Raw genomic sequence first — 24477 nt, 5'->3', positions numbered from 1 at the left:
GCGATCTGGCGTCTGTCGAGGCTGCCGAGCTCCGGCATTTCGGCCAGAAGGGTGCGCGCCGTGGCCCGCCCCACACCTGGAACCGAGGTCAGCAATGCCTCGCGCACACGCCACAAGGGTGACTTGCGGATATGGTCATCCATATCAGCATCGATACTCTCCATCTCGCGGCGTAGCGCATCCAGCAGCCGTCTGATGCTCTTATGCGTCGTCTTCTCCAACGCCATCCGCAACCGGTTCTCTTCAGCCACGATCATCTGTACGATCTGTCGCCTGCGGTCGACAAGGGCCGATAAAGCCTGGGTTTGCGCATCGCGCAGCGGTCGGATTTGCGGTTTCGTCGCCGTGACGAAGGCGGCAATCAGGGCTGCATCGATCGCATCGGTCTTGGCACGCCGACCGATGGCGTTGGCATAGGCGCGAACCTGCGCCGGGTTGACGACGATCACGCAGATGTCGCAGGCCGAGCTTTGCCACAGCCAGCGTTTCAAAGCCGCCCGTCGCTTCCAGCGCCACGAGATCGACTTTCTCCACCTTGAGGCGACGCGTCAGTTCTTCGATGCCATCATGGTCGTTCCCGACACAAAAACTTGCACCAGAGGGTGAAACCGCAACGTCGAGACGCTCCTTCGACACGTCGATACCAACGATAATATCCATCTTATCCCATCCTGCCTAATCGGGCTTTGCACGCGCAAGCGGCCCTGGCGACTGTTCGGGTTCGATGGAACGGCGGATGCACAACCGGGCTCTGCCACGGGCTTGGTGTCCCTGTAGGGGGGTGTAACCTTTGTCACAGGGGCTAACCAATCTGAAACAACCGCAAACCTCTGTGAAATAAAGAGAAACAGGCTCCCTGCCTCTAACGGCAGGAGGAAGCAGGATGAAAGTTGCCCATCAAAACCGGCATTAAACCGCGCATTCTCTGTCACAGATTCACGCATTCTTCTCGCATTGTTCTGCCAACGGTGCTGACAAGAACAACATTCTGAAAAGAAAAGAGAAAATTGAGAGGGTAAAGCGGCCAGACCGGAAATAGCTGGCGATTGCGCCTTTAAGTGAGCGCGACGACGCAATACGCAGGCCGTCGCAAGGTGGGAAGAAACTGCCCACCTACTCCAAAAACTGCCCACCTTGACTACAGTACTGATTTTGCTTGGAAAAATGCCAACGACTTCCGACTTCGGTTAAAGCCGAGGTGGGAAGTCTCAAAAACGGCCTTTGCGCCGTTAGAAATTTAGATTTTAGCGTTTGAGCTAATCTTACGGTGCGCGGCAGAAATAAACGACGCGACCGATTATCGTGAGCTGATCAATTCTGTCAGCTCCAATTGTTTCGACAGGGTAGATCGGGTTATCAGAAACCAACTCAATCGTGCCGTCCAGCCGTCGCCGTACTCGTTTAACAAGCAGATCGCCGCCGACATCTACGACACTAATCCAGCCGTTTACCACTTCTGTTTGACTGTGATCGACTACGATTAGCGCGCCGTCCGGTATCGTTGGCGTCATGCTGTCGCCTCGTGCCCCTATTATTTTGCACCACTCTGGCATCGCACCAAGATTGCGCAGGAAAGAGCGCTCAAACGATATTACCGTCCTCACCTCTGCGTGCACCGGCGCCATGGCACCGGGGCCAGCCGAAGCATGAATATCAAGGAACGGAAGCGCGATAAAATCAGCACCGCTTAGGGCTGGTGAAGACGGCCCGGCCATTTGTACTGGTGGGTTTTCAGTCACGCGCAGAGGGGGCGACGTTTGACCGGAAATCAGTTCATCGACTGTCAGGCCAAGTGATCGACAGATACGGACGACATTAGAGAGCGATGCCGCGCTCGACATAGCCACGTACTTATTAATCGTACCGACTGGAATTCCAGTTTTGGAAGCCATAGTGGCAGGACCGCCCCCCGATCTGATGGCTTCTTTCACGCGTTCGCGAAAACCTAACGGCTCTTTATCGTCCATATTTGGATCAAATTCCAAATATGGGATTGCGACTCATCCACATTTGGAATACTCCTATTTGTGCGCCGCGCTATTGCGGGGCGCTGATGCGTTTCAAACACCAACAAAAAGCGGATGCGCCAACATCCGCTTTCAGTCGCAGGAGTTCCAAATGTCCAAACCCAAAAAGTGGACCAAGCCTGAGATCAAGAAGCAGCTCGAAGAGCGTGGTATGACGCTCACCGGTCTGGCTGAAATGAACGGCCTCAACCCCAACACCTTCCGGGCCGTCTGGTCCCGAACCGTGCGCCCTGCTGAAAGAGCGCTGGCTGATTTCCTCGGTACGAAAGTCGAGGAGCTTTTCCCGGATCGGTATCCCATTCGGAAGTCCCGTATTCTTGATAGCGCGAAATACCCATCGTTAGAAAGTCAAAATTCTAACGCGGCTGTTAACAAGCTGGTGGCCGCATGACCAAGGTATTGTCAACAAACACAGCTCTCGCTGACGCTGTTTCCTACTTCTCCAGCTTGCCCTGCTTTACTCTGTCTGCTGTCCAAGCGGCTTGGGACAAGTCCCAAACCGACTCCTTCAGCTCTCGCGGGGCATGGACATCTTTGTGCAAGGACTTCGATCAAGTCGGGCACGAACATCCGAAATTGGTTGTTTTTTCAGAGTGGTTCGACGGAGCCAAAAAGGGTGATGTCCCGCGTCCTCAAAGTCCGATTGCGGTACCCGCCCGGAAGGCCAGGCTGTTTGCTGCACTTCCTGACTTCTCGCCTAATACTCAGGACGTGCCGCCACTCGCTCCGACATCTGAAATCGTTGGTGCCGATGTCTCGATTGAGATGTTCGCAACCCGCTTATTTGACGACACCGTTGCATCCTTAAATCGCGATGTGCAGTCCAGAGCCGCAGAGATTGTCGCGAAACGCCTGCGCGAAATCGCAGAGCGCTACGACGCACTCGCCGCCTAAGCCTCCCAATTCCCATTGCGCCGATCCGGTCTTGCGTCCGGCGCGATCCAGCGGAGCCGCCCTCCGCCTACAGCAGGCGGCTCCGCACCGAACATCACTTATCGACACAGGTTCAGCATGACCGCGCACGTTAATATCACCATCCCTGACATCCGGGTTACGCCCATTCAGGACATCAAGCTTTCCGACATCGATATTCCAGCTAACCGCGCCCGTGATCTGGATGAGGCATGGGCAGAAGCGCTTTCGCTGATGATCGCAGCCCACGGCCTAATCAATCCGATCACTGTCCGAATTGTGAATGATCGTAAGCGCCTCGTGACTGGTTTGCATCGCCATGCAGCGTTTGGTTTGCTCTCTTGGGAAACCATTCCAGTTCGCATTTCTAACGCTGCTTCCGACGATGAAGCGCGCATGGAAGAAGTGATTGAAAATCTAGGCCGCCACGAGCTGAAGGCGCTCGACCGTTGTCACCATCTGTTTGAACTTCAACAGGTTCACGAAAAGCTCTATCCTGCCGCTAAACACGGCGGTGACCGGAAGTCGGAAATCAAGAGGCAAAAATTGCCACTTGATCCAGAGCAGACGAAAAATGCGGAAGTTTTCGGGTTCTCGGCGTCTGTCGCTGAGAATATCGGCCTGTCTGATCGTTCGATCCGTCTCGCAGTAAAGATATGGAAAGACCTTTCCGACGTATCGCGCAAGCGTTGCGCCGGTACTTGGCTGGCGGACCATCAGGCCGGTTTGAAGCAGCTTGCCGAACAGTCAAGTGGCGATCAGGTCAAGGTGTTGGACATCCTATTCGCCCAGCCGCCGAAGGCCACCAATGTACCCGACGCCCTTGCCATCATAACGAATGGCCGTGCGCTGACGCATACAGAGCGCAAGGTTGCTGCCGTTAGCAAAACGCTCAAGTCCCTGCCGGGGGCGAACGAGATCGTTGCCGCCCAGGTCGATGCCCGCATTGCAGAACTGCAAAAGAGTATCGCCACCATGAGCAAGTTTCTAGGCGGACTGAAAGACGACGAACTGGATGATGTCGTCATCGAGCATGAAGACCGGATTATTGCCTCTCTCAAGCGCCGGGGCCGTATCTGATGAAGAAGCGCCGCGACACACTCACTCTTGATATCTTCCGCGACTATACGCCGGTCGAAGTCGCGGCGCGTATCGATCCAGAGGTATCAAAAGGCGGAACGTTGGACGTCAAGATCGCTCGCGTTCTTGCCCATGCCATGCAGAAATCCGAAATGTCCCGTGCCGAAATCGCTAAAGCGATGTCGGAGCACCTTGATCAGCGCGTTACAAAAAACATGCTGGATTGCTATGCGTCGCCAGCTCGCGGCGACCACAAGATCACTCTGGAACGCTTTATAGCTCTTCTGGAAGTAACGGACGCCTACGAGCTGCTTGCATTTGTCTGCGGCTTCTCCGGCTACGTTGCAGTTCCAGAACGCTATGCCGACATTATCGAAATCTGGCGCGAAGATCGCGAGATTGAAGCGCGGACCCGTCGCCGTGATGCCCTTGCAGGCCGTGTCGGGGGTGTCAAATGAGCTATTATTCGGCGCAAGAAATTGCCGACGCCGGTGTTCGCCTCAAGCTGAAAGCCATGCCACACAGCAAGCGCGGTGTGCAGGATTGCATCAAGCGTGAAGGTTGGAATGCCAGCCCGCTTTGCCGGGAGCGTCAAGGCCGTGAAGGCGGCGGCGGGTATGAATACCATATCTCGCTTCTGCCAGAAGCATTGCAGGCCGCTTTACATGGCGAGCACAGCCGTGAGCTTGTGCTAGTCAGCCAACAGGCAAAGAAATCCCAAGAGATTGCACGCCGGGAAAAGCTTTCTACGGCCAACCTTTCTGCCCGCCAGCGCGATGTAATGAATGCGCGTTCTGCCGTGCTGTCTGCCATCGACATGCACCAGATTTCTAACGGCATGTCGCAGCGACAGGCTATCCAGTCGTTTCTGCAAAACCCTGACGCCTTGGACGTTTCAGAGACGCTGCTGGTTGCCGCGAATGACCGGAATGAAAGTGCTGAAGTCAGCATGCGGACTATCCAGCGCTGGTTTGCAATGCGCGACACAGTAGGTGTCGGTGCGCTGGCACCATTGCCCACCAAGGAAAAGCAGGACGTTCCATCGTGGTTCTGGCAGTACCTGCGTTTCTACGCGCAGCCGCAAAAGCCTTGCCTGACGGATGCCCTTGAACGGTTCAAGAAGGCGCTACCTGCGCATATCATGCCGCCGAACTACGATCAGGTTCGCCGCCTTATGGCGCGGCTTGGTAATGTCGAAAAGCATCGTGGCCGCGAAGGCTCGCTGACCCTGAAAAGCCGCATGGCGTACACCTTGCGCTCGACAGACGATTTGCTGCCGGGTTGCGTTTACACCGCTGACGGCAAGACATTCGATGCCGAAGTTGCGCACCCAATCCACGGCCAGCCTTTCCGCCCAGAAATCACCAGCATCGTTGATGTCGCCACGCGCCGTTGCGTCGGCTTCTCCTTTGGTCTGGCAGAAAACACCATCGGCGTTGTCGATGCTCTCCGCTTTGCCTGCGAACAGAATGGCATTCCGGCAATCTTCTACGTGGACCGTGGACCGGGCTTCAAGAATGACGTGCTGGACAACCAGTTGACGGGCGTCACCGAACGCCTTGGCGTTACCAAGCTGCATTCACTGCCGCAGAATTCGCAGGCACGCGGCATCATCGAGCGGTTTAACGGTTCGGTCTGGAACCCACTTTCGAAGGAATACGCCACCTACATTGGCGAGGATATGGATCGTCAGGCCCGCCAGAAGTCGTTCAAGGAAACGCGCAAGGACATCAGAGAATTTGGCGCATCCAGCCGCCTGCCTTCTTGGCAGGATTTTCTAACGGCGTGCGTGAACGCCGTCGCCTCCTATAATGCCAAGCCGCATTCTTCGCTGCCGGGGAAAATGTCTCCCGATCAATATTGGGAATATCATGTTTCCACCGGCTTTGAGATCGTCCCGGTTCTCGAGCATGAAAAGAACGACCTGTTCCGCCCGTATGTCCGGCGCAAGGTTTCCCGCTCGATGGTCGAGTGGCTGACGAACACATACTTCAATCTGGCGCTGGAAGAGTTCCACGGCGAATACGTGCTGGTTGGCTACGATATCCACGATGCCAGCAAGGTTTGGGTTCGGGAAATCGAACACAAATCCGGCGAAGAACTCATGGGCCGCCTGATCTGTGTGGCGATCTTTGCGGGCAATGAGGAGCGTTACATTCCGCTTACGATGGAACGGGCTGCGATGGAAAAGCGTGCGAACGCTCGCGCTCGCCGCCTGAAAGATCATCTTGCCGAAGTCGAAGCCGAGTTGTCACCCGGCAGCTTTATCGACGCTTCAATTCAAACCTTCATGCCGATCATCGAGCATGAACCGGAGCCGGTTTCAACCGGTCCCGTGCTTGTCACCAGTGATGGTGAAACCCTTCCAGCGGCCACCGGAGCCGTTGAAACCACCCGCAGACAGGTATTCGCAACAGACGAAGCTCTGGCGGCGTGGGTGTTAGAAAATCCGGAAAAACTGACGGTCAATCAAGTGGGTGTTTTGCGTCGCTGCCTCCAGAGGCAAACCACGATGGACCTGTTTCGAATGTCCGGCATCGACGTGGATCAGCTCCTACACATCATCCGCGCCGCTGCCTGACACCCAACATTCACGAGGAAAAACTACGCATGAAAAATGTATTTGTCGAGACCAGCAACGTAAAACGCCTTCTTTCAGCGCTCACAGCGCTCGAAGATCGCGGGGCGCAGGAGGCGTGCCTTGCCGTTGTGGATGGTGTTCCCGGCTTGGGAAAAACCACGACCCTGAAACATTGGGTGGCGAAAACCGGCTGGATTTACCTGCGCGCAAAGCAGGAATGGAAGCCAGCATGGTTCATGAACGAACTGCTGGAAAACCTTCCGGTTCGCCCGCCACACAGCATCGAAAAGAAGTACGAAACGATCCTGCGTGAGCTTGGTAGCCGCCAGACCGCAGCCCAGATGGCGCGCCGCAGCTTCGGTATCGTCATAGACGAGGCGGACCATATTTCCAGCAAGGCATCCTTGCTGGAAACCGTGCGCGACATCTCCGACATGCTGGAACTGCCGGTGATCCTCGTCGGCATGGGCAAGGTGAACGATAACGTTTCCCGGTTTCCGCAGATTTCAAGCCGCATCAGTCAGCGAGTGACCTTCCAGAAGGCAAGTCGCGACGATGTCCGCATGCTGATCGACCAGAAATGCGAAGTGAAAGTCGCAGACGATCTCGTTGACTTCGTGTTGAAAGTTTCGGGCGGGTATAACCGCGAAGTTCTGGAAGCTATCGCGAACATCGAGCGGTTTGGCCTGCGCATCGATCCCGGCCCGCAGGGCATCACCATGGCGGATATGGGCGGGCAGACGGTTTTGAACGACCGCCGCACCAATAAGCCAATTCTCGTGCCGGAGCTTGCGTGATGGCGGATGAAGCTGTGCAAACATATTGCGAGCGCATCATGCGAGAGTTTCCAGTTAAGGCTTGCCTTACTCTGGCCTCGCTGTCCGAGCGCTACGATTTGACCCGCGATCAGCTTTCTAACGCGGTTGGCAAGTTGATCGTGCGCGGGTTGGTGGAGCGCCATTCACGCGGTTGCTACCAGCTTACCAAGGCTGGTGAAGCCGCAAAGAAGACTGGCGTTCTAACGAAACCAAAGAGTGTCGTACCCAACGCATTACCAGACGACAGTTTCAGGCAACGGCTCTGGGTGTGCATGCGCATGTCCGGCACCTTCACGGTAGCTGAACTGGTTACTGCTGCGTCTTGGCCGGTCTTGCACGCCGAAGGGAATGCTCTTGTCTATATCCGGGGTTTGAAGGCGGCAGGTTATATCGTTGAGCTTCCAAAGCGCCAGACGAACGGTCCAAATTCCGGCCACGGGCGCAAGCGGTTTCGGTTGATCCGCAACACCGGGCCTGTCGCCCCGGAATACCGGGCATCGCTGAAAACGATGCGTGATCTGAACACAAAGGAGGATGTGCTGTGCGCCAAGCAAGCCTGATGCCTCTTGTCGATCCCGCATGGGTGGACGTTCTGCGTTCTGAAGCGGCAAAGCCAAAACGCACAAAGAAGGCGATTGCTGACGAGTTGGGCGTGTCGCGCACTGCGATCTCTCTCATCTGCGACGGCAAATACAGCGCCGGTATGAACAAGGTACAGGCCAAGATCGCCCCAAAAGTCATGGCTCTTTACGGCCAGCAAGTTTGGTGCCCGCATCTGCGTGACGCGATTGCCCCAGGCATTTGCGAAGCCCACCACACCGCACCCATGGCGAAGAGCGATCCGGCCAAGCTGAAACATTGGCTGGCATGCCGTCAATGCCCGCAGAACCCAGAAAACCAGAAGAAAGCAGAGGTGCCCAATGCTGTCTGATGTGACCACGCATCTGCGTGATCGCCTGTTGCCACTCGTTAGCAGCGTAGATGCTTCCGAGTTTTTTCTAACGCTTCGCCTCATGGAATTGGAGGCTCGGCACATGGAAACCACCATCGAGTTTTTGACAGGCCGTCCGCATGTCCCGCTCGAAGGTCGCCTTCTCTCTTCCCCGATTATCGATCTCCAGAAGGAGCCACGTCATGCTTAAGGTTTCAGCTTTGTTGTCTCTGCTGAAAGTCCATCTTTTAGCTCACGAAAACGGCGGCGCGCCGCTTTTGCCGGAAGCTAGCGGAGCCGTTGCCCGCCTTTTGTCAGCCTGTGAGGCCGAAGTCACGAGCATGGAAAAGAAGCTTTACGGCGTCGATCCCGCCCCGGTCGATCTCACCAAAGCCCTTTCCAAAAACGTTGTTTCGCTCATCGCTTTTGCGGAAAGCCGCCCTCCGAAACACTCTTCCAATCCTAACGACACCATCTGAAATCAAGGACCACACGACAATGAAATCTGCAAAGAAAACCAAACCCATGGCTATTTCGCGCGTGCCACAGAGCCGTCATGACGCGATGTGGGCTGTCGGTCGCATCGGCACGCTGCGCCGTGCCATTCTCGCCCAAAAGGCAATTGCTGACGAAGCCATACGGCTCGCCGGTGAGAAATTCGAGGCCGACACGTCGATGATGGCTCAAGAGCTGGCGGAACACGAGCGCGGCGTTCAGGCATGGTGCGAAGCCAACCGCATGATCCTCACCAACAATGACAAGGTGAAGTTCCACGACTTCGGCACGGGCAGTGTCCGGTGGCGTTCGCTGCCTGCCAGCGTTTCCATCCGTGGCGCTGAAGCCGTTCTCGACGCCCTCAAGGCTCTCGGCCTGAAAGCTTTCATCCGCGAAAAGGAAGAAATCAACAAGGAAGCTATGCTGAACGATCCAGACACGGCGCGCACCGTCGCGGGTGTCACGATCAAATCAGAAGGTGAAGTATTCGCAATCGAGCCGCTGGAGATGGAAGTCTCTGCGGTTCAGGCGGCGGGGTGACGCGATATGGCACGAATTTACGTCGCATCCTCTTGGCGCAATCCTCATCAACCAAACATCGTTGATGTTCTTCGCCGCAACGGCCATGAAGTCTACGATTTCCGCAATCCCCCGCACAGCACGGGATTTGGCTGGAGCCAAATCGGTCTTGAACTCCCCGTCTCGGCAGTAGATTACCGAAATGCTTTGCTGACGCATCCACGCGCCGCGCAGGGCTTCATGTCTGATTTCAGCGCGATGCGAGCATCCGACACATGCCTTTTGGTTTTGCCTTGCGGTCGCAGCGCGCATCTTGAACTCGGATGGATGGCGGGCGCGGGAAAGCGGACAATCATTCTAACGCAGGATGGCGAAGAGCCAGAACTGATGGCTTTGCTTGCCGACAAAATCTGCGTCGATCTGGACGAGGTGCTGGTGGAGCTGAACAAAGGCGAGGCCGTAAAAGCTATCGCATCCGCCGCGACCGCCTTGGCATCCCAATTTTCCACGTTGGGACAGACTGCCAGCTTGGCTATTTCCAATGACAGGCAGCGTGATGAGAAAAACGGCCGTTTTGATGATGTGCTGGTCTCGGTTGTTGGTTCAATATTTCCTCTCTTCCTCAAAGAGCGGATGATGCGGTTTTTCAAAGCAAATCCTAACCGCCAACTCACCAAGGCCGCTTTCGAGCTGGCCTTGTTTTACAGCCTTCGCCAGCACTGGCCTGACGTAACCAAAACCAAGTCCGTCGAGTGGCTGATGCATTTCATCGAAATCGACTTTGGGGAAGAAGGTTTCGACTGGAGCTATTCGTCAGCCGAAAAAATAGCAGGCGAATACGCTGAAGCCTTTGCGGAGAAGGCAGCATGACGACGCCGAAAATCAAGTGCGGCTGCTGCGATGACAGCGGCAAGGTGAAAAGCATCATCGAAGGTGACATGCGTCCTTGCTCGCGCTGCCAGTACGAAGCCTTCAAAACGTGGGCGGATAGTCGCCGTCCAAACGTCGAAATGGCAGGTGCGGCATGAGCTACGATTACGTCCGCAACCGCTACGGCGTCGAAGTCACCGTGAACCAGCTCGTGCAGCATACCGTCACAGGCCGGATCGGCACGATCATGCCGGAGCACGCCAGCGCCGGGCATTATGTGCAGGTTCTGTTTCAGGGCGACAAGCACATGTTGCCTTGCCATCCGCAAGAGCTGGAGACGGTCAATGATCTCTGATCGCTCCATCTCTTCGTCATTCGCGCAAGGGTTCGCAGTTTGCAGCCCGGAAGGAACGCTGCTGCCACATAGCTTCCGGCGAACGAAAGCGGAGGCTGTTGCCTCCGTTTTCACCGACGCGGCAACCCGCGAGACATATTGGAAAGCCGCGCAGGAACAGGGCATGACGGTCGAGTTTGTCTATACCCGCGTGTTCACGCCGGTGTTTTTCGCAAAAGCAGTTCTGGCCGCTATGGCTGAAGCTGAAAAGGCTGGTGCGGCATGAACACGATGGCCGTTATCAATATTGCCCGCCAGCAGCTCGATATGGATGAAGGCGATTATCGGGCGTTGCTCGTGCGTGTCGCCAAGGTTGATTCCCTCCGCAAGATGACGGAAGGCCAGCGCCTCGCCGTGGTCGATGAATTCAAACGCCTCGGCTTCAAGGTCAAGGCCACGTCCAAGAAGCTGCCCGTGGCATCCAAGCCCTATATCCGCCTCGTGCATGCCCTCTGGAAATCCTGCCATCGAAAGGGCGTTATAGAAGACGGCTCACGGCAGGCTCTGCGTACCTTTGTCAAAAAGCGGTCCGGCGTAGATGATCCTGATTTTCTAACGTTTGCGCAGGCCAACCCGATTATCGACGCTTTGAAAGCCATGGAGGCCCGTGGCTGACATGGCTATTTCTTCCGTCAAAAACCTGCCAGAAAGCCTTCAGGACGTTGCTGACATGATTGGTATCAGTGTCGCCCTGAAGCTGGTTGCGCATTTTGGTGGAACGGAAATCAAGTTTCCCAAGAAACCGGCAGATGACCATCCGATCCTAGTTGCTCTTGGCAAAGAGGATGGAAAAGCTGTATGTGAACTTTTAGCCGGTGATTTCATTTACATCCCGCACGGTCGCCCGCGCAGATCGGTACGCGCTGACGTGCTGGAGCTGGAACGCCAAGGAAAGAGCCGCGCAGTCATTGCGCGCCTGCTTGGTATATCGCAGCGCTGGGTTCGCGAAGTCGCGAACGAAAATCCCCCTGAAGAACCTGACCTGTTTTCCTAACGACCGGAACTCTCTTCCACACTCAACATATTTGGCTGAAGCCTAGGTTCCCCTCACTGACAGGGGAAATCTATGGCTCTTACTTTCGATCAATGGCTGATCTGGCGATTGCGCATGCATGGCGCATATGCTGGCAGCATGGACGGCGTGCATGGTCGTGCCGTCATCGACGCTCTCAAAAAATTCCAGTACGCGGAGAAAATTCCGCAGTCCGGCAAGGCCGATACAGCCACCGTCACGGCGCTGCAAAAGCAACCCGGCCTTTCCGGACAGACGGTCGAAGCACCGAAAACGCCGGTTGAACCGGTGTGGATGCGTGAAGCTCGACGTTACATGGGCCTGAAGGAAATCGCAGGCGCGAAATCCAACCCGACTATCATGGGCTGGGCGAAGAAGGCTGGCGGCTGGATCGCCAATTACTTCACCGACGATGATATTCCGTGGTGCGGCCTTGCTGTCCAGAACTGGATTTCCACGACGCTTCCTGAAGAATTGCTGCCATCCAATCCGCTTGGCGCGCTGAACTGGAAAACCTTCGGTCGTGAAGTGCCTGCCTGCGTTGGCGCGATCCTCGTTTTCGAGCGTCCCGGTGGTGGGCATGTCGGCTTTTATGTTGGCGAGGATCGCACCCACTTCCACGTTCTCGGCGGCAATCAGCAAAACTCGGTCTCAATCACACGAGTTGAAAAAGATCGCCTTCGCGCCACGCGCTGGCCGAAAACTGGCGAAGCGCCGGTTCCCGGTCGCGTCCAGCTTCAAAAAAGCGGTGCGCCGATCTCGCGCAATGAGGCATGACCTGTGAAAGAAAAACCTTCTTACCGCATGTCCAAGCGCCAGATTTGGGCGTCCTTCTGGCTGGCTTGGCTGGTCATTCTTTATTTGGTCTGGAAGGGCGCAAACGGTAGCGATCAGGCTGTGTCACTGGCTGGCACCGCTTTACCCGCGATGATCGCGCTGATCAGCGCCCTTTTTGGCATCCATCGTTTCGCAGGTTCGATGGACTTCGCGGCTTCGCAGCCGTCAATGCCATCAGAACCGAACCTTTCGCCTTCCCCTCTCGGCTTCGATCCTCGCGACGATCCGAAATCTGTTTCGGGGGAAACCCCATGATACCGGCGTGGCTTATGAAGGCGGTCGCGCCGGTTTTCTCAAAGGTTTTCTTGCCGATCCTGATCGTGTTGGCTCTCATTGTTGCGGGCTGTGTCTCGTTCAACAAGGGAATGGCAAAGATCGACAGCATAATTGCCGATGCCAAGCGGTCCGCATTCAATGAGCGGGACGCCTATTGGACCGGGCAGATTGAAAAATCTAACGCCATGCAGGCGCGCCGGGAAACAGCGCAAGCGGTTGAAGCGATGCGCATCAGCGCCGAAACGGCAAAGACCATTGCCGATCAGCGCGCAAAATTAATCACTTTGGAGAAGGCCAATGCGTCTCTACCGAACGGCACTGCTGTTGGCCTTGATCGTGGCCGCGTCCAGTTGCTCCCAGACTAACCCACCGCCGCCGCCACCTGTTGTTCGCACGGTCTACCTCACGCCAGAGCTGCCGCCTGAAGCGAGGGAGGAATGCCCGGAGCTTTCCCCCAAGACGCCGGGAGACATGCCACAAGAGCAGGTTTTCAACAATTGGGCCGCAGATCGCACGGCCCGGAATATTTGTGAGGAGCGTCGAAAAGCTGCCGTGGCCGCTGTCGATGCTCCCAAAACGCATCAGGGGAATGCCGCCAAGTGACGGAACTCAATCTGCAAACTGTCCGCACCGAAAAAGCCCATGACAGGCTGGATGTGGTCGAAAAGCGCGTCAACGATCTGGAGAAGCACAGCGCCGTCACCGACGAGCGCATGAGCAGCATTCAGAAGTCGCTTGGAAAAATCGACGGCAACACGAGCTGGATTATTCGCCTCATCATTGGTGGTCTGATTGCTGCTGCCATGACATTTCTCGTGAAGGGTGGCTTCAATGTCCAGTGAGCAGGATAAGCGCCGCAAGGCCCGCGCCGACTATGTCTTTCGCCGTATGACCGGCGCAACGATTGCCATGACCCTGAATATCAGTCAGGCGACATTTGGGCGCTGGAAGAAGATCGCCAAGGAAGCTGGCGACGATTGGGACATTGCCCGCACGGCGTCCATCATCGCAGGCGAAGGCATCGAAACCGTTGTCTCGACGGTGATCGAAGATTTCATGATCATGGCGCAGTCCGTTCTTGGCGAGATCAAGAATGGCGATTTGCGGCTTGATCAGAAGGTGAAAAGTCTGGTCGCACTGGCCGACGCCATGACGAAGATGACTACCAGCGCCGGAAAGCTTGCGCCGAAGATTTCGGAATTGGGTGTCGCACAGGACGTGATGCAGTACCTGGTCGAATTCGTCCGCGAAAACTTCCCGCAGCATGTTGCCGCCATCCTCGAAATTATTGAGCCTTTCGGTGAAAGCCTCGCGAGACGCTACGCATCATGATCAAGAGGCCGGTGCTGAAGGGCAGAGTCAGCGGCAAGGATTTCAAGGATAACCTTGCCAAGCTGGCGAACGATCTTGCCAGATGGGTCGAGCTTTCTGTTACGGCATTCTCTGCCGATCCGAAAGCGAAAGCCGAACGTCTGGCGAAGGTGAAAGACCCGGAAACGGGCTTTCAGTATTTCTTGGAAACCTATCTGCCGCACTATGTCAAAGGCGAACACAGCCTTTTCCATCATGCGATCTTTGCGCGTGTCCCCGAAATCATCGCCAGCGAAAAGGGCGTTAGAGACCTTTTCATTGCGCCACGCGGATCCTCGAAATCCACGCACCTGTCACTCGGCATGGCGCTCTATTGCGTTTGCCTCGGATACAAGCGTTATATTCTGGAAATCTGCGACGTTTACGAGCAGGCCGCTTTGCTTGTCGAGGCGATCAAATCAGAGCTGACCGAAAACCCGCGCCTTTCTAACGACTTCCCCGAAGCCACCGGCCAAGGCCGCGTCTGGCGCGAAGGCGAGATCGTCACAGCCAACAATATCCGCATCGAAGGTTTGGGCGCTGCCAAGAAAATTCGTGGCCGTCGCCATGGTCCCTATCGTCCAGACCTGATGTTCTTTGACGATCTGGAGAACGACGAAGCCGTGCGCTCGCCCGATCAGCGCAAGAAGCTGGAAACATGGATCAACCGCGCCGCCTTGAAGGTTGGTCCGCCTGATGGTTCCATGGACGTGGTTTGGGTTGGAACGGTTCTGCACTACGATGCTGTGCTTGTCCGGGCTGCGAAAACGCCGATGTGGCGCGTCGCGGAGTTTCAGGCTGTCATCAGCTTTCCCGACCGGATGGACCTTTGGGACAGGTTTGAAGAAGTCTATCACAATGACGGCGAGGAAGCCGCCGTTGCGTTCTATGGCGCTAACAAAGCCGCCATGGATGCGGGCGCTGTCGTCAACTGGCCTGCCATCCAGCCGCTTATCAAACTTATGCTGGAGCGCGCTTCAGACCCTGACAGCTTCGCGACCGAGTATCAGAACAAGCCGATCAATGAGGCCAGCCCGTTCAAGGATTTGACGTTCTGGGTTCAGCGGTTGCCCGACCTTGTCCATTTCGGCGCTGTCGATCCGTCGCTCGGAAAGAAGAGCAAGGGACGCGATCCAAGCGCCATCCTCGTCGGCGGGTTCAACCGCCTACACGGAACGATGGACGTGCTGGAAGCGTCAATTCGCCGTCGCCTGCCGGATATCATCATCGCTGATGTGATCGAGATGCAGCGGCAATATCAGTGCATGTTGTGGTTCGTCGAAGCGATCCAGTTTCAGGAATTCCTGCGCACAACCCTCATGACGACCGCTGCAAAGCAGGGTGTCGGGATTTCCGCTGTCCCGATCAACCCGACTTCCGACAAGGATTTGCGCATCGAGCGGCTTCAGCCGCCCGTTGCGGCTGGCCTGATCCGCCTCAACAGCACCCAGCAAACCTTGATCGACCAGCTCCAGCAATGGCCGAACGCCGCTCACGATGACGGCCCGGACTGCTTGGACATGCTTTGGCAGAACACCTTGCATTATGCCGGTGGCGTTGGTGCAGCCGGTGGGCTTGGCATCCAGTCAGCATCTTCAAATCACACCAGCTCCGATGGCTATGGAGACTACCGACTATGAAATCCACGACGAAATCCAAGCCAGTTGAGCCACGCAAAAACCTTGCTGCCACAGCGACACAGCTCATTGCCGACGCCAAGAACGATATTACGATCCCGTTCTACAGCGGGGCGCTTCAGCATCAGGACGACACGCTGCTTGCCCGTGGCGGCGGCAAGGGCCTCAAGATTTACGATGAGGTCGCCCGCGACACCCATGCCGGGGCCATGCTGGATAAGCGCAAAAAAACTTTGGTGGCCCGCAATTGGGAAATCAAACAGGCATCCGACAAGCCGTTAGATATTGCTGCCGCCGACTTCTGCCGTGAGGTAATTGGCGAACTGCCATTTGACCGCATCTGCGAAGACTTGCTGGACGCTACTCTGAAGGGCTTCGCGGTCTCGGAAATCATTTGGAAGCGGCACGGCAACCGGATCGTGCCCGACAGGGTGATTACCCACGATCAGCGCCGGTTCGCATTTGGCGAAGACTGGAAGCCCCGTTTATTGACGTGGTCGAACATGCGCGACGGGATGGAGCTGCCAGATCGAAAGTTCATCGTCCATCGGTTTGGCGTCAAGGGAAACAACCCGTACGGCCTCGGCCTCGGCTCTCGATTGTTCTGGCCGGTGCTGTTTAAGCGCGAGGGCATCACCTTTTGGCTGCACTTTCTGGAAAAGTTCGCCAGCCCGACCGTGATCGGCTTCACGCCTTATGGCACCCTACCGGAAGAGCAAAATAAGCTGATGAACACTCTGCGCCAGTTGCGCAGCAGCTCGGCGCTGACGGCACCCATCGGAACCGACATCAAGTTTCTGGAGGCGTCGCGCAGTGGCACCGTTACCTATCAGGAATTTCTGCAATATTGGGACAAGCAGATTTCCATCTGCGTCACCGGTGAAACTCTAACGACCGACATCGGCTCTAACGGATCGCGGGCAGCATCCGAAACACATGCCGAGATGTTGGAATTGCTGGTCGATAGCGATGCCGACCTTTTGTCCGGTACGCTCCGTGAAACACTGCTGACGTGGCTGGTCGAATATAATTTCCCCGGCGCTGGCATTCCGCAAATCTGGCGGGTGCGTCCGAAGAACGAAAAGAGTGCTGCTGACGTTGGCAAGGCCAAGGCGGATGCCGCGACCGCTATCAATTCGGCCCTGATGAGCGTGCTGAAAACAGCCGCGCAGATCGATGACGATGATTTTGCCCGTGAATTTATTACGTCCTTCGGGCTTACAGATAGTTTGTCGAACAAGGCTATAGATGCACTTGTGGAAGCTCGGTTTGCCTTCATGGAAGGCGGCAAGCCGGGACGCGATGTCCGAAAAGCCGCCAACGGAAACTCGCTGTTCGATGAACTCTTTGACGGCGCGCCTAAAAAAAAACTCCAGCGGCATGATTGGGGTGTAGGTTTTGCTGTAGAGAATGCCCGCATCGAAACAGTTTCTGATCAGCTCGAAACGGTAGTTGAGAAGCATTTCAACCGCCGTTTCGCCGCGATCCGCAAGGCGCTCGATGCGCCGGACTTCGCAATGGCACAAAGGGCAATCCTAGCGCTTGCCGCCGTCTGGTCACCTTCAGCGCTGGCGACGCAAATCGGTGACGGCCTCGAACTGGCAGCATTGCAGGGACGCGAAGCCGCCTTTCTCGATGGCGAAACAGAAGCCGATTTCGCAGATGCCGATGTCATCAACCAGCCCTTTCGCGAACAGATCGAGTATTTCCGGCAGAAGCGGGTAAAGCCCACGGAAGCATGGACCGATGCTCTGCGTGGTGTCCATGACCGTGCCTTCGTCATCGCCGGTGCGACCGATACCGACATGCTGACGGACTTCCAGAACGCCATAGCCAGGGCGATGGAAGAAGGCACCGGACTTGAACAGTTCCGCAAGGATTTCGACCGGATCGTTACGCAGTACGGCTGGCAATATAAAGGTGAGCGCGGCTGGCGGACTCGAGTCATTTTTGAGACCAACATGCGCACCGCTTATATGGCCGGTCGTCTGAAGCAGATGCGCGACCCTGATGTGGTCAAGCTTCGACCATTCATGGAATATCGGCATGGTGAAACCCGACAGCCGAAAATTCCCCGCCCGCAACATCAGGCTTGGCATGGTCTCATTCTCCGATATGACCATCCGTGGTGGAATACCCATTTCCCGCCGAATGATTGGCTTTGCTCGTGCGGTGTCCGGTCGCTTTCTCTTGCTGATCTGAAGCGCCGAGGCAAAACAGGCCCTGATGCAGCTCCCGGTGATCTGACCGTGCCGCTGATCGATCCGACCTCCGGCAAGCTGATCGAGCACCCGCAGGGCATCGGTTACGGTTGGGATTATATGCCCGGTGATCTCTGGGAGCGCGGCCTTGTGCCCTCTGTCCTGATGCACGAGGCAGGCGTAGCACTCGATAATCCGCTCCATCTTGTTGAGATCGACACCCCCGAAACGGTTGGCGAGCTGCTGAAGCGATCCCAACCGTTCAAGGCCAAGTCGCTCGATGACGGCATTGCCCGTGATGAGGCGGTGCGTTCGTTCCTAACGCCATTTGGCGCTGATATCGGGAAAGCCGTTTTGTTTGAGGATAAGGCAGGCCACAAGCTGCCGATATCCGACCTACTGTTGCGCGATGGTCAGGAACTTCTGGCGGGACAGATTGGAAGTCTGTTGCCGATGCTGGCTGAAGCCATGATGGACCCGGATGAAATCTGGATCGGCGTGGCCCGCAAGCGTGATGAGAACGGCGATGCTTCAGACGAGCTGGTCGTAGATCGCCGCTATGTTCGGGCTGATCGCAAGTCTGGTCTGATGATCGTGGTTGAGATGGGCGAACGTGTTTGGAATGCCGTTATCGCCCGTGGGCAAGATCAGATGACGGCCATGGATATGCGGCGCAATGGCAAGCTGGTTTTCCAGCGGTCGAAGAAGTAAGCGGGGCGACAGATGAGCGGCGTCAGTTTTCAGGTTACATTGGATGACGAGACAGCACGGCTGAAGCTGGTCGAGCTGGTCGAGCGCATGGACAATCCGCGTGGCTTCTACAAAAACGTGGGCGAGCTGCTGCTGAATTCTGTCGGTGACAACTTCGATAATGAGCGCGGCCCCGATGGTAGGCGGTGGGTTCCCCTGTCGCCAGTGACGCGGGAACTTCGTCAACGCAAGTACGGAAACAGCCCTTTGACCATCCTTCGCGTCACAGGCGCTTTGCGTGGCTCTTACAATTATGTTGCCAGCGACGATGATGTGCGGATCGGCACGTCCAAGATACAGGCGGCGCTTTTGCACTTTGGTGGACAGGCGGGCCGCAATCGGAAAGTTACCGTTCCCGCCCGTCCACAAGTCGGCGTTTCGAGCGACGATGAGCGTGAAATTGGCCGCATGGCAGAGGACTGGCTGTCGCAAGAATGATGGTCGAACAAATTGCCCGCTCACACGTTTGGATAACCGGAGCGCGGCGGATATACCGATTTCGGGTTACCCTAGCGTTAGAGGCGCGTTAGAAATCGACTGAGGGGCTATTGCAGCCTCTATCATCACTGCCGGGAGCGCTCCGGGGTTGATTGGCGGCAAAAGATAGCGCATTTTGCTTATCGGCGCTTCCGGCGATCAGGACGGAACTAAGTGCCTTTCTCTTAAACTTCGCGACTAGCCCAATGTGGCTTTCAGTTATCGCACTGGAAGGTTCACATGGCAGACGCCAAGCCCATCACCGCACGTATCGAGGTTTTCCGCAGCGGCACATTCATTCCAATGAATGGCCAGCAGCTTTCGTTTTCTGCCGCCGACCTGAAGGCGATGGCAGACGCTTACGACTATGATACCGCTCCAGCGCCGGTCGTCGTCGGTCATCCGAAGACAGATGCGCCCGCATTTGGTTGGGCGCAGAGCTTTGAGTATGACGCCACCGCCGACCGTCTGTATGCGAATGTTGGCGAAATCACCCCGGCCTTTGCCGACGCCGTGAAGAACGGCACTTACAAGAAAGTGTCCCTTTCCTTCCATCGTCCAGACCATGCCGCCAATCCCGTTCCCGGCGCTTGGTATCCGAAACACGTTGGTTTCCTCGGCGGCGCAGCTCCTGCCGTAACTGGTCTGCGAAACGTCCAGTTCTCGACTGACGATGACACCGTTGAAATCAGCGCCGATTTTGGCGAGCGCGGTTTTGAAGAGACTGCCTCCCTTCTGCGTGGCCTGCGCGATTTCATCATCGAAAAATTCGGCAGGGAAGATGCCGACAAGGCTCTGCCTTCCTACAGCATCGAATGGCTTCAGGAGATGGAAATCGACAAGTCGGTTCGCCAGCCATCCTTTTCCGCACCCCAACCCAAGGAACCGCCCGTGACAAAGCCCGATCCGGCTTCCGCTGCACGCGAAGCCGAATTCAAAACCCGTTTCGAAAACCTCCAGAAGCGTGAGCGCGAACTTGCCAACGCCGACAACGTCGCCTTTGCGGAAACGCTGGTAACGGAAGGAAAGCTGCTGGCCGCTTCGAAAGACAAGGTTGTTTCGATCCTGAACGCCTTGCCCGCAGAAACCGCCGTGTCGTTTTCTGAAGGTGAAGCGGAAGTGCCTGTCGTTCAGGCCATCCGCGATATTCTGGCCGCCCAGCCGAAAGTCGTTTCATTCGGTGCTGCCGATCTGCCCGCCTCCGGCTCTGAAGGCGGCGACGTTGCCTTCGCGTCTGACGGCCTCGCCGTGGATCGCGACCAGCTCGACACCCACAACAGGGCGAAAGCCTACCAAAAATCCAACCCCGGCACGGCATATCTCGATGCCGTAAAGGCCGTCTCGTGAGCTGAAGGAGCTTTAAGCGCATGAACTATTTTATGGATGTCCTGTCGCTAACGGCGACGGCGACAACACTCTTCACCGATGGTGATCTGGTGGATTTCAACGACGCCAAGATCACGGCAGACGATCAGCCAGTCAAGGGCGTTGCCAAGCATCCCGCGACCGAAATCGGCATGGACGTTGCCCTTATCGCAATTGGTGTTGGCCGGAGCCGTGCACGCGGAGCTGTCGCCAAGGGCGCGAAGCTGATTTCCGCTGCTGCCGGTGGCGTCAAGACTGCCGGTGCCACACCCGCAAACGCTTTCGCAACGGCGCTGACTGCCGCAGCGGACGGCGAATTTGTCTCATACCTCATTAGATAAGGACCGTTGCAAATGGTTTTGAACAATAAAACGGCGGCGGTTGTCGATCCGATCCTTTCCACCCACGCACGCGGCTATCGCAACAGCACCTTCATTTCGCAGGAACTGTTCCCCCGCGTCTCGATCCCGAACCGCTCGATGCGCGTCATCAAGTTCGGCAAGGAAGCCTTCCGCGCTCTCAATACCCGCCGCGCTCCCGGTGCCAACAAAAAGCGCATCCAGTACGGCTATGCATCTGATCCTGTTTCGCTCGCCCAGGACGCGCTTGAAGGTGTCGTGCCGGTCGAACATCAGGAAGAAGCCGAAAGTGTTCCGGGCATCGATCTGGCTGCGGGTGCGATCAACATGTCGCTCGATGCTGTTGATCTCAATCTTGAGATTGAGGCGTCCGGTCTGGCACGCAATGCGGCGAACTATGACAACAACCACAAGCTCGCGCTGACCGGAACTGATCGCTGGAAAAGCGCCGACAGCGACCCCAAGGCTGATTTCGACACGGCGAAGGAAGTTATCCGTCAGTCCATCGGGCGATATCCGAACACGCTGGTTCTCGGCCCCAGCGCAAAGAATGCTCTGTGCAATCACCCGAAGATCAAAGAGCAGTTCAAATATACCTCGAAAGATAGCATTAGCCTCGAAATGCTCGCGGCCTATTTCGAGGTGAAAAAGGTCGTTGTCGGTGCTGCAATCTACCTGCCGGAAACCTCTGGTGACAACGCGCTGGCGAACGATGTCTGGGGCGATGATGCCATTCTGGCCTACGTGCCTGAAGCGGGCGACAACTTCCAAGTCCCGTCCTACGCCTACACCTACGAGCTTCGCGGCTATCCGCAGGTGAACCAGCCGTACTTCGAGAACGCCACGGACTCGTGGATTTACCCGGTCAAGGTCGAGCGCCGCCCGATCCTCGTCGGGGCCGAAGGCGGCTTCCTTTTCCAGAACGCTGGCGCAGCACCGGAATAAGGAACCTCACCGATGGACGAACAGAAGCACGCCCTTACCTTGACTGGTCCTGCCAAGGTTAACGGCATTCACGAACCGGCAGGCCGAACTGTCACCGTCAGCGCTACGCTTGCGCTCCAGCTCGCCGCCTCCGGTGCGATCAATCCCGATCTGGCCGCGCAGCTTTCAAAAGCGTTGGACCTGTCCGATACGCTGCTGGAAAGTGACTTCCAAGAGGCCGTCGAGGATGCAGCGGCTGGTCGGATCGAGCTGCTGGGCGTGGATCATATGCTTGAAATTGCCACGCTCGAAAATCAGTTGTTCGATCTGTCGAGAGAGCTGGCTGAAAGCTCAACAGCGGTTGCAACGTCGCTTTCCGATTTGAACACAGCGCGTCAGCGTGTGACCGAACTGGAAAGGCAGATCGAACAGGCTCCTTCCATTACCACCCTGACTGCCGACCTCGCCAACGCCGTAAATCGTGCGGTGACGGCAGAAACAGCGTCGGCGGAAATCTCCGGTGATCTTGCTGCCGAGAAAGCTGCCCGCGCTGAAGCTGAACGAAAACTGGCGGACGCCACCGCGCCGAAGCCTGCCAAGACCGCGAAATAAGGTCCGCTCCGAAGCCTCGCAAGCCGGACCTTTCGAGCGGGCAGATTGCCACATCATTCTGCCCGCTCGTTTTCACCCCATTTCCTAACGTTTCTGGTGCCGCCCGTGACCTATGCCACGCTTGCCGATCTGATAGCCCGCGCCGGTGAAAGCGAGATCCGGCAGATTGCCGACCGTGATCGCGATGGCGAGATCGATGCCGATGTGATTTCCGAAGCGTTAGAACATGCCGACAATCTGGTGAACGGCTATGTCGGCACAAAATACAGCCTTCCCTTTGCCTCCGTTCCCGACCTCGTCACTACGTGGGCAATCGATATTGCGCGTCACCGCCTGCATTATCAGGGACCACCGGAATATGTGGAAGAGGACTACAAGCGGGCTATCGCGTCCCTTGAAAAGGTCGCACGCGGCCAGATTTCCTTGCCTGTCGCTGGCGTCGAAACGCCTGCTTCCAGTTCTGGCACCGTCATGTTTTCCGCACCAGATGAAGTTTTCGACGCTCGCGGTTTGAGGGGCTGGAAATGTTTGTAAGCATTATCGAGCAACTGCAATCTAACGCTCCTTCCCTTGCCAGCGTCGAATTTGCCGAAGATTTGGACGTTGTTGCCAAGGGCGTTCAACGCGCCAGCACCACGACATTTGTTGTCCCGCAGCCTGAAAAGGCCAGCCCGAACAGACTTGCGACCGGACACCGCCAACTTGTTCAGGTGCGCTTTCTCGTCGCGACCATCCTTCGTTATCACAGCGATAACACCGGCAAGATGCGTGCTGAACAATTCGACCGTTTTAAAGGCGAGATCGAAGATGCCTTGACCGGCTGGGAGCCGACCGATGGCAGCGATCCCTGCGAGCTTGTTGGGACCGAACCCACGCCCATGCCTAACGGCGTGACGATCTTCGTCGGCATCTGGGAAACGTCCCGTTACCTCACAGCCAAGGACACACCATGAACCAGCCAACAAGCGGCGGGCAGTACGTCCGCGATCCCGAAACCGGGGCGATCACCAAAGTGACGGAAGCCGCCATTCAGCCTTCCGTCACCTCCTTTGAACCTGAAATCCCGCAACCGGTCGAAAAGGCCGCTCTAGTAAAAAGAGGCCGCAATGTCTGAAGAACCCCGTTTTCACCGTAAGCTCGGCATTCTGTCGAAGATCGAAACCGATCCCGGCGAGGACGCCGAACCGGTTGCTGCCGATGCCATCATCATGTCCAACGTGACATTCACCCCGATGACAGGTGAGCGTGTTTCTCGCGATCTGATGTTGCCCTACATGGGTAATCAGGGTGTTGTCCTCGCCGGTATTTATGGCCGTATCGAAGGGGATATCGAGTTAACAGGCTCCGGTGTAGCCGGAACGCCACCGAAATATAGCTCACTACTTCGTGCTGCCAATTTTGCTGAAACAGTAACTGCCGGCACAAAGGTTGATTACACGATCATTGAAGAAAGTGGCGAAACGGTCACGATCTACTTCATCTCCGACAAGGTGCGGCACATATTCGTTGGTGCGAAGGCGAATTTCGCGCCGAACTACCAGCCAAAAAACTATCCAAAATGGCGAACCACCATTGTCGGCATGCTCGGCACGATCACCGATATCGCCGCAATGCCGGTCATCAGCAAAGCGGGTTGGGCAAAGCCACTTCACGTCAGCAAGGCCAACACCCAGATGTTGCTGCACGGCTGGCCGTCAGTTGCGGAAAGCCTGTCTCTCGATGTCGGAAACACGCTGACGCCGCGCTTCCTGATCGGTGACGAAAAGGTTTTGATTTCCAATCGTTCGGCCACTGGCACAGCCGTGGTTGAAGCGCGCAAACTTGCGACCACCAATTGGTTCAACAAGGCGCTGACGCGGGAAAGCGGGGATTTGTCCATCACGCACGGAACCGTCGCCGGAAATATTGTCGAGATCACCGCGCCCGCCGTCGAAGTCGGGGAACCGACACAAGGCCAAACGGACGGCATCACGAATTATTCGCTGGCGCTCGATCTATGCCCGGTTGACGGCCTGGACGAACTGAAAATCACCTTCAAGTAACCGTCCGC

Annotated in this window: 36 protein-coding genes; 34 read left to right on the top strand and 2 right to left on the bottom strand. The window is 56.4% G+C overall.

Annotated features, from left to right (window positions below):
• Both DSM25558_RS24870 and DSM25558_RS24865 read right to left on the bottom strand, forming a co-directional pair.
• On the bottom strand, positions 1-491 hold a 491-nt coding region (locus tag DSM25558_RS24870), incomplete at its 3' end, for an IS110 family transposase (RefSeq protein ID WP_244554306.1).
• A 771-nt stretch (positions 492-1262) separates the two neighbouring features.
• The gene (locus DSM25558_RS24865) at positions 1263-1967 is read right to left on the bottom strand and encodes an XRE family transcriptional regulator (RefSeq protein ID WP_077107314.1); all 705 of its coding nucleotides are present in this window, start codon (positions 1965-1967) and stop codon (positions 1263-1265) included.
• Between the two features lie 151 nt (positions 1968-2118).
• Between DSM25558_RS24865 and DSM25558_RS24860 the strand changes: the two genes are divergently transcribed.
• From DSM25558_RS24860 to DSM25558_RS24705, 34 genes are all read left to right on the top strand, one after another.
• Positions 2119-2418: a helix-turn-helix domain-containing protein gene (locus DSM25558_RS24860; RefSeq protein ID WP_083716652.1), complete on the top strand. Its 300-nt coding sequence runs from the start codon at positions 2119-2121 to the stop codon at positions 2416-2418.
• Positions 2415-2921: a hypothetical protein gene (locus tag DSM25558_RS24855; protein WP_077107313.1), complete on the top strand. Its 507-nt coding sequence runs from the start codon at positions 2415-2417 to the stop codon at positions 2919-2921. Before DSM25558_RS24860 ends, DSM25558_RS24855 begins: the two co-directional genes overlap by 4 nt.
• Before the next feature lie 117 nt (positions 2922-3038).
• The gene (locus DSM25558_RS24850; RefSeq protein WP_077107312.1) at positions 3039-4019 is read left to right on the top strand and encodes a ParB N-terminal domain-containing protein; all 981 of its coding nucleotides are present in this window, start codon (positions 3039-3041) and stop codon (positions 4017-4019) included.
• Positions 4019-4477, top strand: coding sequence for a hypothetical protein (locus DSM25558_RS24845; protein ID WP_077107311.1), 459 nt, complete (start codon positions 4019-4021; stop codon positions 4475-4477). The genes DSM25558_RS24850 and DSM25558_RS24845 overlap by 1 nt, the downstream gene beginning before the upstream one ends.
• A complete protein-coding gene (locus DSM25558_RS24840; protein WP_077107310.1) occupies positions 4474-6600 on the top strand; it encodes a Mu transposase C-terminal domain-containing protein in 2127 nt (708 codons plus the stop codon). Before DSM25558_RS24845 ends, DSM25558_RS24840 begins: the two co-directional genes overlap by 4 nt.
• A 29-nt stretch (positions 6601-6629) precedes the next feature.
• Entirely contained in the window at positions 6630-7397 is a 768-nt protein-coding gene (locus DSM25558_RS24835) for an AAA family ATPase (protein ID WP_077107309.1), read from the top strand.
• Positions 7397-7978 carry a hypothetical protein gene (locus DSM25558_RS24830; protein ID WP_077107308.1) on the top strand — a complete coding sequence of 194 codons (582 nt, stop codon included), beginning with the start codon at positions 7397-7399 and terminating at the stop codon, positions 7976-7978. The genes DSM25558_RS24835 and DSM25558_RS24830 overlap by 1 nt, the downstream gene beginning before the upstream one ends.
• Positions 7960-8349: a MarR family transcriptional regulator gene (locus DSM25558_RS24825; RefSeq protein ID WP_244554305.1), complete on the top strand. Its 390-nt coding sequence runs from the start codon at positions 7960-7962 to the stop codon at positions 8347-8349. The genes DSM25558_RS24830 and DSM25558_RS24825 overlap by 19 nt, the downstream gene beginning before the upstream one ends.
• Positions 8339-8560: a hypothetical protein gene (locus tag DSM25558_RS24820; RefSeq protein WP_077107306.1), complete on the top strand. Its 222-nt coding sequence runs from the start codon at positions 8339-8341 to the stop codon at positions 8558-8560. Before DSM25558_RS24825 ends, DSM25558_RS24820 begins: the two co-directional genes overlap by 11 nt.
• On the top strand, positions 8553-8828 hold the full coding sequence (locus DSM25558_RS24815) for a hypothetical protein (protein WP_077107305.1): 276 nt from the start codon (positions 8553-8555) through the stop codon (positions 8826-8828). Before DSM25558_RS24820 ends, DSM25558_RS24815 begins: the two co-directional genes overlap by 8 nt.
• 46 nt (positions 8829-8874) lie before the next feature.
• The gene (locus tag DSM25558_RS24810; RefSeq protein ID WP_244554304.1) at positions 8875-9384 is read left to right on the top strand and encodes a host-nuclease inhibitor Gam family protein; all 510 of its coding nucleotides are present in this window, start codon (positions 8875-8877) and stop codon (positions 9382-9384) included.
• Between the two features lie 6 nt (positions 9385-9390).
• Complete coding sequence (locus DSM25558_RS29525; RefSeq protein WP_077107303.1) at positions 9391-10233, top strand: hypothetical protein; 843 nt, start codon at positions 9391-9393, stop codon at positions 10231-10233.
• On the top strand, positions 10230-10391 hold the full coding sequence (locus DSM25558_RS28890; RefSeq protein ID WP_159442526.1) for a hypothetical protein: 162 nt from the start codon (positions 10230-10232) through the stop codon (positions 10389-10391). The genes DSM25558_RS29525 and DSM25558_RS28890 overlap by 4 nt, the downstream gene beginning before the upstream one ends.
• Positions 10388-10588, top strand: a complete 201-nt coding sequence (locus DSM25558_RS24800) for a hypothetical protein (protein WP_077107302.1) — start codon at positions 10388-10390, stop codon at positions 10586-10588. The genes DSM25558_RS28890 and DSM25558_RS24800 overlap by 4 nt, the downstream gene beginning before the upstream one ends.
• Positions 10578-10853, top strand: coding sequence for a hypothetical protein (locus DSM25558_RS24795; RefSeq protein WP_244554303.1), 276 nt, complete (start codon positions 10578-10580; stop codon positions 10851-10853). The genes DSM25558_RS24800 and DSM25558_RS24795 overlap by 11 nt, the downstream gene beginning before the upstream one ends.
• On the top strand, positions 10850-11242 hold the full coding sequence (locus DSM25558_RS24790) for a regulatory protein GemA (protein WP_077107301.1): 393 nt from the start codon (positions 10850-10852) through the stop codon (positions 11240-11242). Before DSM25558_RS24795 ends, DSM25558_RS24790 begins: the two co-directional genes overlap by 4 nt.
• A gap of 1 nt (position 11243) precedes the next feature.
• On the top strand, positions 11244-11621 hold the full coding sequence (locus DSM25558_RS24785; RefSeq protein ID WP_077107300.1) for a helix-turn-helix domain-containing protein: 378 nt from the start codon (positions 11244-11246) through the stop codon (positions 11619-11621).
• 72 nt (positions 11622-11693) lie between these two features.
• Positions 11694-12416 (top strand): TIGR02594 family protein, encoded by a 723-nt coding sequence (locus DSM25558_RS24780; protein WP_077107299.1) that lies wholly within the window; start codon positions 11694-11696, stop codon positions 12414-12416.
• Positions 12417-12419: 3 nt separating this feature from the next.
• Positions 12420-12731: an NAD(P)+ transhydrogenase beta chain gene (locus tag DSM25558_RS29080; RefSeq protein ID WP_200800799.1), complete on the top strand. Its 312-nt coding sequence runs from the start codon at positions 12420-12422 to the stop codon at positions 12729-12731.
• Positions 12728-13117 (top strand): hypothetical protein, encoded by a 390-nt coding sequence (locus DSM25558_RS24770; protein ID WP_083716650.1) that lies wholly within the window; start codon positions 12728-12730, stop codon positions 13115-13117. The genes DSM25558_RS29080 and DSM25558_RS24770 overlap by 4 nt, the downstream gene beginning before the upstream one ends.
• The gene (locus DSM25558_RS28645) at positions 13050-13355 is read left to right on the top strand and encodes a hypothetical protein (protein ID WP_077107297.1); all 306 of its coding nucleotides are present in this window, start codon (positions 13050-13052) and stop codon (positions 13353-13355) included. The genes DSM25558_RS24770 and DSM25558_RS28645 overlap by 68 nt, the downstream gene beginning before the upstream one ends.
• Positions 13352-13594 (top strand): hemolysin XhlA family protein, encoded by a 243-nt coding sequence (locus tag DSM25558_RS24760; RefSeq protein ID WP_077107296.1) that lies wholly within the window; start codon positions 13352-13354, stop codon positions 13592-13594. Before DSM25558_RS28645 ends, DSM25558_RS24760 begins: the two co-directional genes overlap by 4 nt.
• Complete coding sequence (locus tag DSM25558_RS24755; RefSeq protein WP_077107295.1) at positions 13584-14084, top strand: DUF1804 family protein; 501 nt, start codon at positions 13584-13586, stop codon at positions 14082-14084. The genes DSM25558_RS24760 and DSM25558_RS24755 overlap by 11 nt, the downstream gene beginning before the upstream one ends.
• A complete protein-coding gene (gene terL / locus DSM25558_RS24750; protein ID WP_077107294.1) occupies positions 14081-15742 on the top strand; it encodes a phage terminase large subunit in 1662 nt (553 codons plus the stop codon). Before DSM25558_RS24755 ends, terL begins: the two co-directional genes overlap by 4 nt.
• Positions 15739-18651 carry a phage portal protein family protein gene (locus DSM25558_RS24745; protein WP_083716649.1) on the top strand — a complete coding sequence of 971 codons (2913 nt, stop codon included), beginning with the start codon at positions 15739-15741 and terminating at the stop codon, positions 18649-18651. Before terL ends, DSM25558_RS24745 begins: the two co-directional genes overlap by 4 nt.
• Before the next feature lie 12 nt (positions 18652-18663).
• Entirely contained in the window at positions 18664-19128 is a 465-nt protein-coding gene (locus tag DSM25558_RS24740) for a phage virion morphogenesis protein (protein ID WP_077107293.1), read from the top strand.
• A 279-nt stretch (positions 19129-19407) separates the two neighbouring features.
• Positions 19408-20514: a hypothetical protein gene (locus DSM25558_RS24735; protein WP_077107292.1), complete on the top strand. Its 1107-nt coding sequence runs from the start codon at positions 19408-19410 to the stop codon at positions 20512-20514.
• A gap of 20 nt (positions 20515-20534) precedes the next feature.
• Positions 20535-20873: a capsid cement protein gene (locus DSM25558_RS24730; RefSeq protein ID WP_077107291.1), complete on the top strand. Its 339-nt coding sequence runs from the start codon at positions 20535-20537 to the stop codon at positions 20871-20873.
• 12 nt (positions 20874-20885) lie between these two features.
• Positions 20886-21836: a major capsid protein gene (locus tag DSM25558_RS24725; protein WP_077107290.1), complete on the top strand. Its 951-nt coding sequence runs from the start codon at positions 20886-20888 to the stop codon at positions 21834-21836.
• A 12-nt stretch (positions 21837-21848) separates the two neighbouring features.
• The gene (locus tag DSM25558_RS24720; RefSeq protein ID WP_077107289.1) at positions 21849-22427 is read left to right on the top strand and encodes a hypothetical protein; all 579 of its coding nucleotides are present in this window, start codon (positions 21849-21851) and stop codon (positions 22425-22427) included.
• A gap of 45 nt (positions 22428-22472) precedes the next feature.
• Positions 22473-22961 carry a gp436 family protein gene (locus DSM25558_RS24715; protein WP_244554302.1) on the top strand — a complete coding sequence of 163 codons (489 nt, stop codon included), beginning with the start codon at positions 22473-22475 and terminating at the stop codon, positions 22959-22961.
• Positions 22952-23380, top strand: a complete 429-nt coding sequence (locus tag DSM25558_RS24710) for a phage tail terminator protein (RefSeq protein ID WP_077107288.1) — start codon at positions 22952-22954, stop codon at positions 23378-23380. The genes DSM25558_RS24715 and DSM25558_RS24710 overlap by 10 nt, the downstream gene beginning before the upstream one ends.
• Positions 23377-23541 carry a hypothetical protein gene (locus tag DSM25558_RS28885; RefSeq protein WP_159442525.1) on the top strand — a complete coding sequence of 55 codons (165 nt, stop codon included), beginning with the start codon at positions 23377-23379 and terminating at the stop codon, positions 23539-23541. The genes DSM25558_RS24710 and DSM25558_RS28885 overlap by 4 nt, the downstream gene beginning before the upstream one ends.
• The gene (locus DSM25558_RS24705) at positions 23534-24469 is read left to right on the top strand and encodes a phage tail tube protein (protein WP_077107287.1); all 936 of its coding nucleotides are present in this window, start codon (positions 23534-23536) and stop codon (positions 24467-24469) included. The genes DSM25558_RS28885 and DSM25558_RS24705 overlap by 8 nt, the downstream gene beginning before the upstream one ends.
• Positions 24470-24477: the final 8 nt, after the last annotated feature.

The sequence above is a fragment of the Agrobacterium sp. DSM 25558 genome (assembly GCF_900100825.1).
Classification (GTDB): domain Bacteria; phylum Pseudomonadota; class Alphaproteobacteria; order Rhizobiales; family Rhizobiaceae; genus Agrobacterium.
This window is presented reverse-complemented; position numbering and strand designations above follow the sequence as displayed.

What these genes read in the sequence shown, in the direction of transcription:
- DSM25558_RS24845 (WP_077107311.1), top strand. Translation starts at nt 4,019, where the DNA reads ATGAAGAAGCGCCGCGACACACTCACTCTTGATATCTTCCGCGACTAT.
- DSM25558_RS24865 (WP_077107314.1), bottom strand. Translation starts at nt 1,967, where the DNA reads ATGGACGATAAAGAGCCGTTAGGTTTTCGCGAACGCGTGAAAGAAGCC.
- DSM25558_RS24770 (WP_083716650.1), top strand. Translation starts at nt 12,728, where the DNA reads ATGATACCGGCGTGGCTTATGAAGGCGGTCGCGCCGGTTTTCTCAAAG.
- DSM25558_RS24710 (WP_077107288.1), top strand. Translation starts at nt 22,952, where the DNA reads ATGTTTGTAAGCATTATCGAGCAACTGCAATCTAACGCTCCTTCCCTT.
- DSM25558_RS24830 (WP_077107308.1), top strand. Translation starts at nt 7,397, where the DNA reads ATGGCGGATGAAGCTGTGCAAACATATTGCGAGCGCATCATGCGAGAG.
- DSM25558_RS28885 (WP_159442525.1), top strand. Translation starts at nt 23,377, where the DNA reads ATGAACCAGCCAACAAGCGGCGGGCAGTACGTCCGCGATCCCGAAACC.
- DSM25558_RS24820 (WP_077107306.1), top strand. Translation starts at nt 8,339, where the DNA reads ATGCTGTCTGATGTGACCACGCATCTGCGTGATCGCCTGTTGCCACTC.
- DSM25558_RS28890 (WP_159442526.1), top strand. Translation starts at nt 10,230, where the DNA reads ATGACGACGCCGAAAATCAAGTGCGGCTGCTGCGATGACAGCGGCAAG.
- DSM25558_RS24795 (WP_244554303.1), top strand. Translation starts at nt 10,578, where the DNA reads ATGATCTCTGATCGCTCCATCTCTTCGTCATTCGCGCAAGGGTTCGCA.
- DSM25558_RS24810 (WP_244554304.1), top strand. Translation starts at nt 8,875, where the DNA reads ATGGCTATTTCGCGCGTGCCACAGAGCCGTCATGACGCGATGTGGGCT.
- DSM25558_RS24735 (WP_077107292.1), top strand. Translation starts at nt 19,408, where the DNA reads ATGGCAGACGCCAAGCCCATCACCGCACGTATCGAGGTTTTCCGCAGC.
- DSM25558_RS24725 (WP_077107290.1), top strand. Translation starts at nt 20,886, where the DNA reads ATGGTTTTGAACAATAAAACGGCGGCGGTTGTCGATCCGATCCTTTCC.
- DSM25558_RS24855 (WP_077107313.1), top strand. Translation starts at nt 2,415, where the DNA reads ATGACCAAGGTATTGTCAACAAACACAGCTCTCGCTGACGCTGTTTCC.
- DSM25558_RS24840 (WP_077107310.1), top strand. Translation starts at nt 4,474, where the DNA reads ATGAGCTATTATTCGGCGCAAGAAATTGCCGACGCCGGTGTTCGCCTC.
- DSM25558_RS24860 (WP_083716652.1), top strand. Translation starts at nt 2,119, where the DNA reads ATGTCCAAACCCAAAAAGTGGACCAAGCCTGAGATCAAGAAGCAGCTC.
- DSM25558_RS24790 (WP_077107301.1), top strand. Translation starts at nt 10,850, where the DNA reads ATGAACACGATGGCCGTTATCAATATTGCCCGCCAGCAGCTCGATATG.
- DSM25558_RS24705 (WP_077107287.1), top strand. Translation starts at nt 23,534, where the DNA reads ATGTCTGAAGAACCCCGTTTTCACCGTAAGCTCGGCATTCTGTCGAAG.
- DSM25558_RS24780 (WP_077107299.1), top strand. Translation starts at nt 11,694, where the DNA reads ATGGCTCTTACTTTCGATCAATGGCTGATCTGGCGATTGCGCATGCAT.
- DSM25558_RS24850 (WP_077107312.1), top strand. Translation starts at nt 3,039, where the DNA reads ATGACCGCGCACGTTAATATCACCATCCCTGACATCCGGGTTACGCCC.
- terL (WP_077107294.1), top strand. Translation starts at nt 14,081, where the DNA reads ATGATCAAGAGGCCGGTGCTGAAGGGCAGAGTCAGCGGCAAGGATTTC.
- DSM25558_RS24730 (WP_077107291.1), top strand. Translation starts at nt 20,535, where the DNA reads ATGAACTATTTTATGGATGTCCTGTCGCTAACGGCGACGGCGACAACA.
- DSM25558_RS24720 (WP_077107289.1), top strand. Translation starts at nt 21,849, where the DNA reads ATGGACGAACAGAAGCACGCCCTTACCTTGACTGGTCCTGCCAAGGTT.
- DSM25558_RS24755 (WP_077107295.1), top strand. Translation starts at nt 13,584, where the DNA reads ATGTCCAGTGAGCAGGATAAGCGCCGCAAGGCCCGCGCCGACTATGTC.
- DSM25558_RS24800 (WP_077107302.1), top strand. Translation starts at nt 10,388, where the DNA reads ATGAGCTACGATTACGTCCGCAACCGCTACGGCGTCGAAGTCACCGTG.
- DSM25558_RS24835 (WP_077107309.1), top strand. Translation starts at nt 6,630, where the DNA reads ATGAAAAATGTATTTGTCGAGACCAGCAACGTAAAACGCCTTCTTTCA.
- DSM25558_RS24740 (WP_077107293.1), top strand. Translation starts at nt 18,664, where the DNA reads ATGAGCGGCGTCAGTTTTCAGGTTACATTGGATGACGAGACAGCACGG.
- DSM25558_RS24745 (WP_083716649.1), top strand. Translation starts at nt 15,739, where the DNA reads ATGAAATCCACGACGAAATCCAAGCCAGTTGAGCCACGCAAAAACCTT.
- DSM25558_RS24785 (WP_077107300.1), top strand. Translation starts at nt 11,244, where the DNA reads ATGGCTATTTCTTCCGTCAAAAACCTGCCAGAAAGCCTTCAGGACGTT.
- DSM25558_RS28645 (WP_077107297.1), top strand. Translation starts at nt 13,050, where the DNA reads ATGCGTCTCTACCGAACGGCACTGCTGTTGGCCTTGATCGTGGCCGCG.
- DSM25558_RS29525 (WP_077107303.1), top strand. Translation starts at nt 9,391, where the DNA reads ATGGCACGAATTTACGTCGCATCCTCTTGGCGCAATCCTCATCAACCA.
- DSM25558_RS24815 (WP_077107305.1), top strand. Translation starts at nt 8,553, where the DNA reads ATGCTTAAGGTTTCAGCTTTGTTGTCTCTGCTGAAAGTCCATCTTTTA.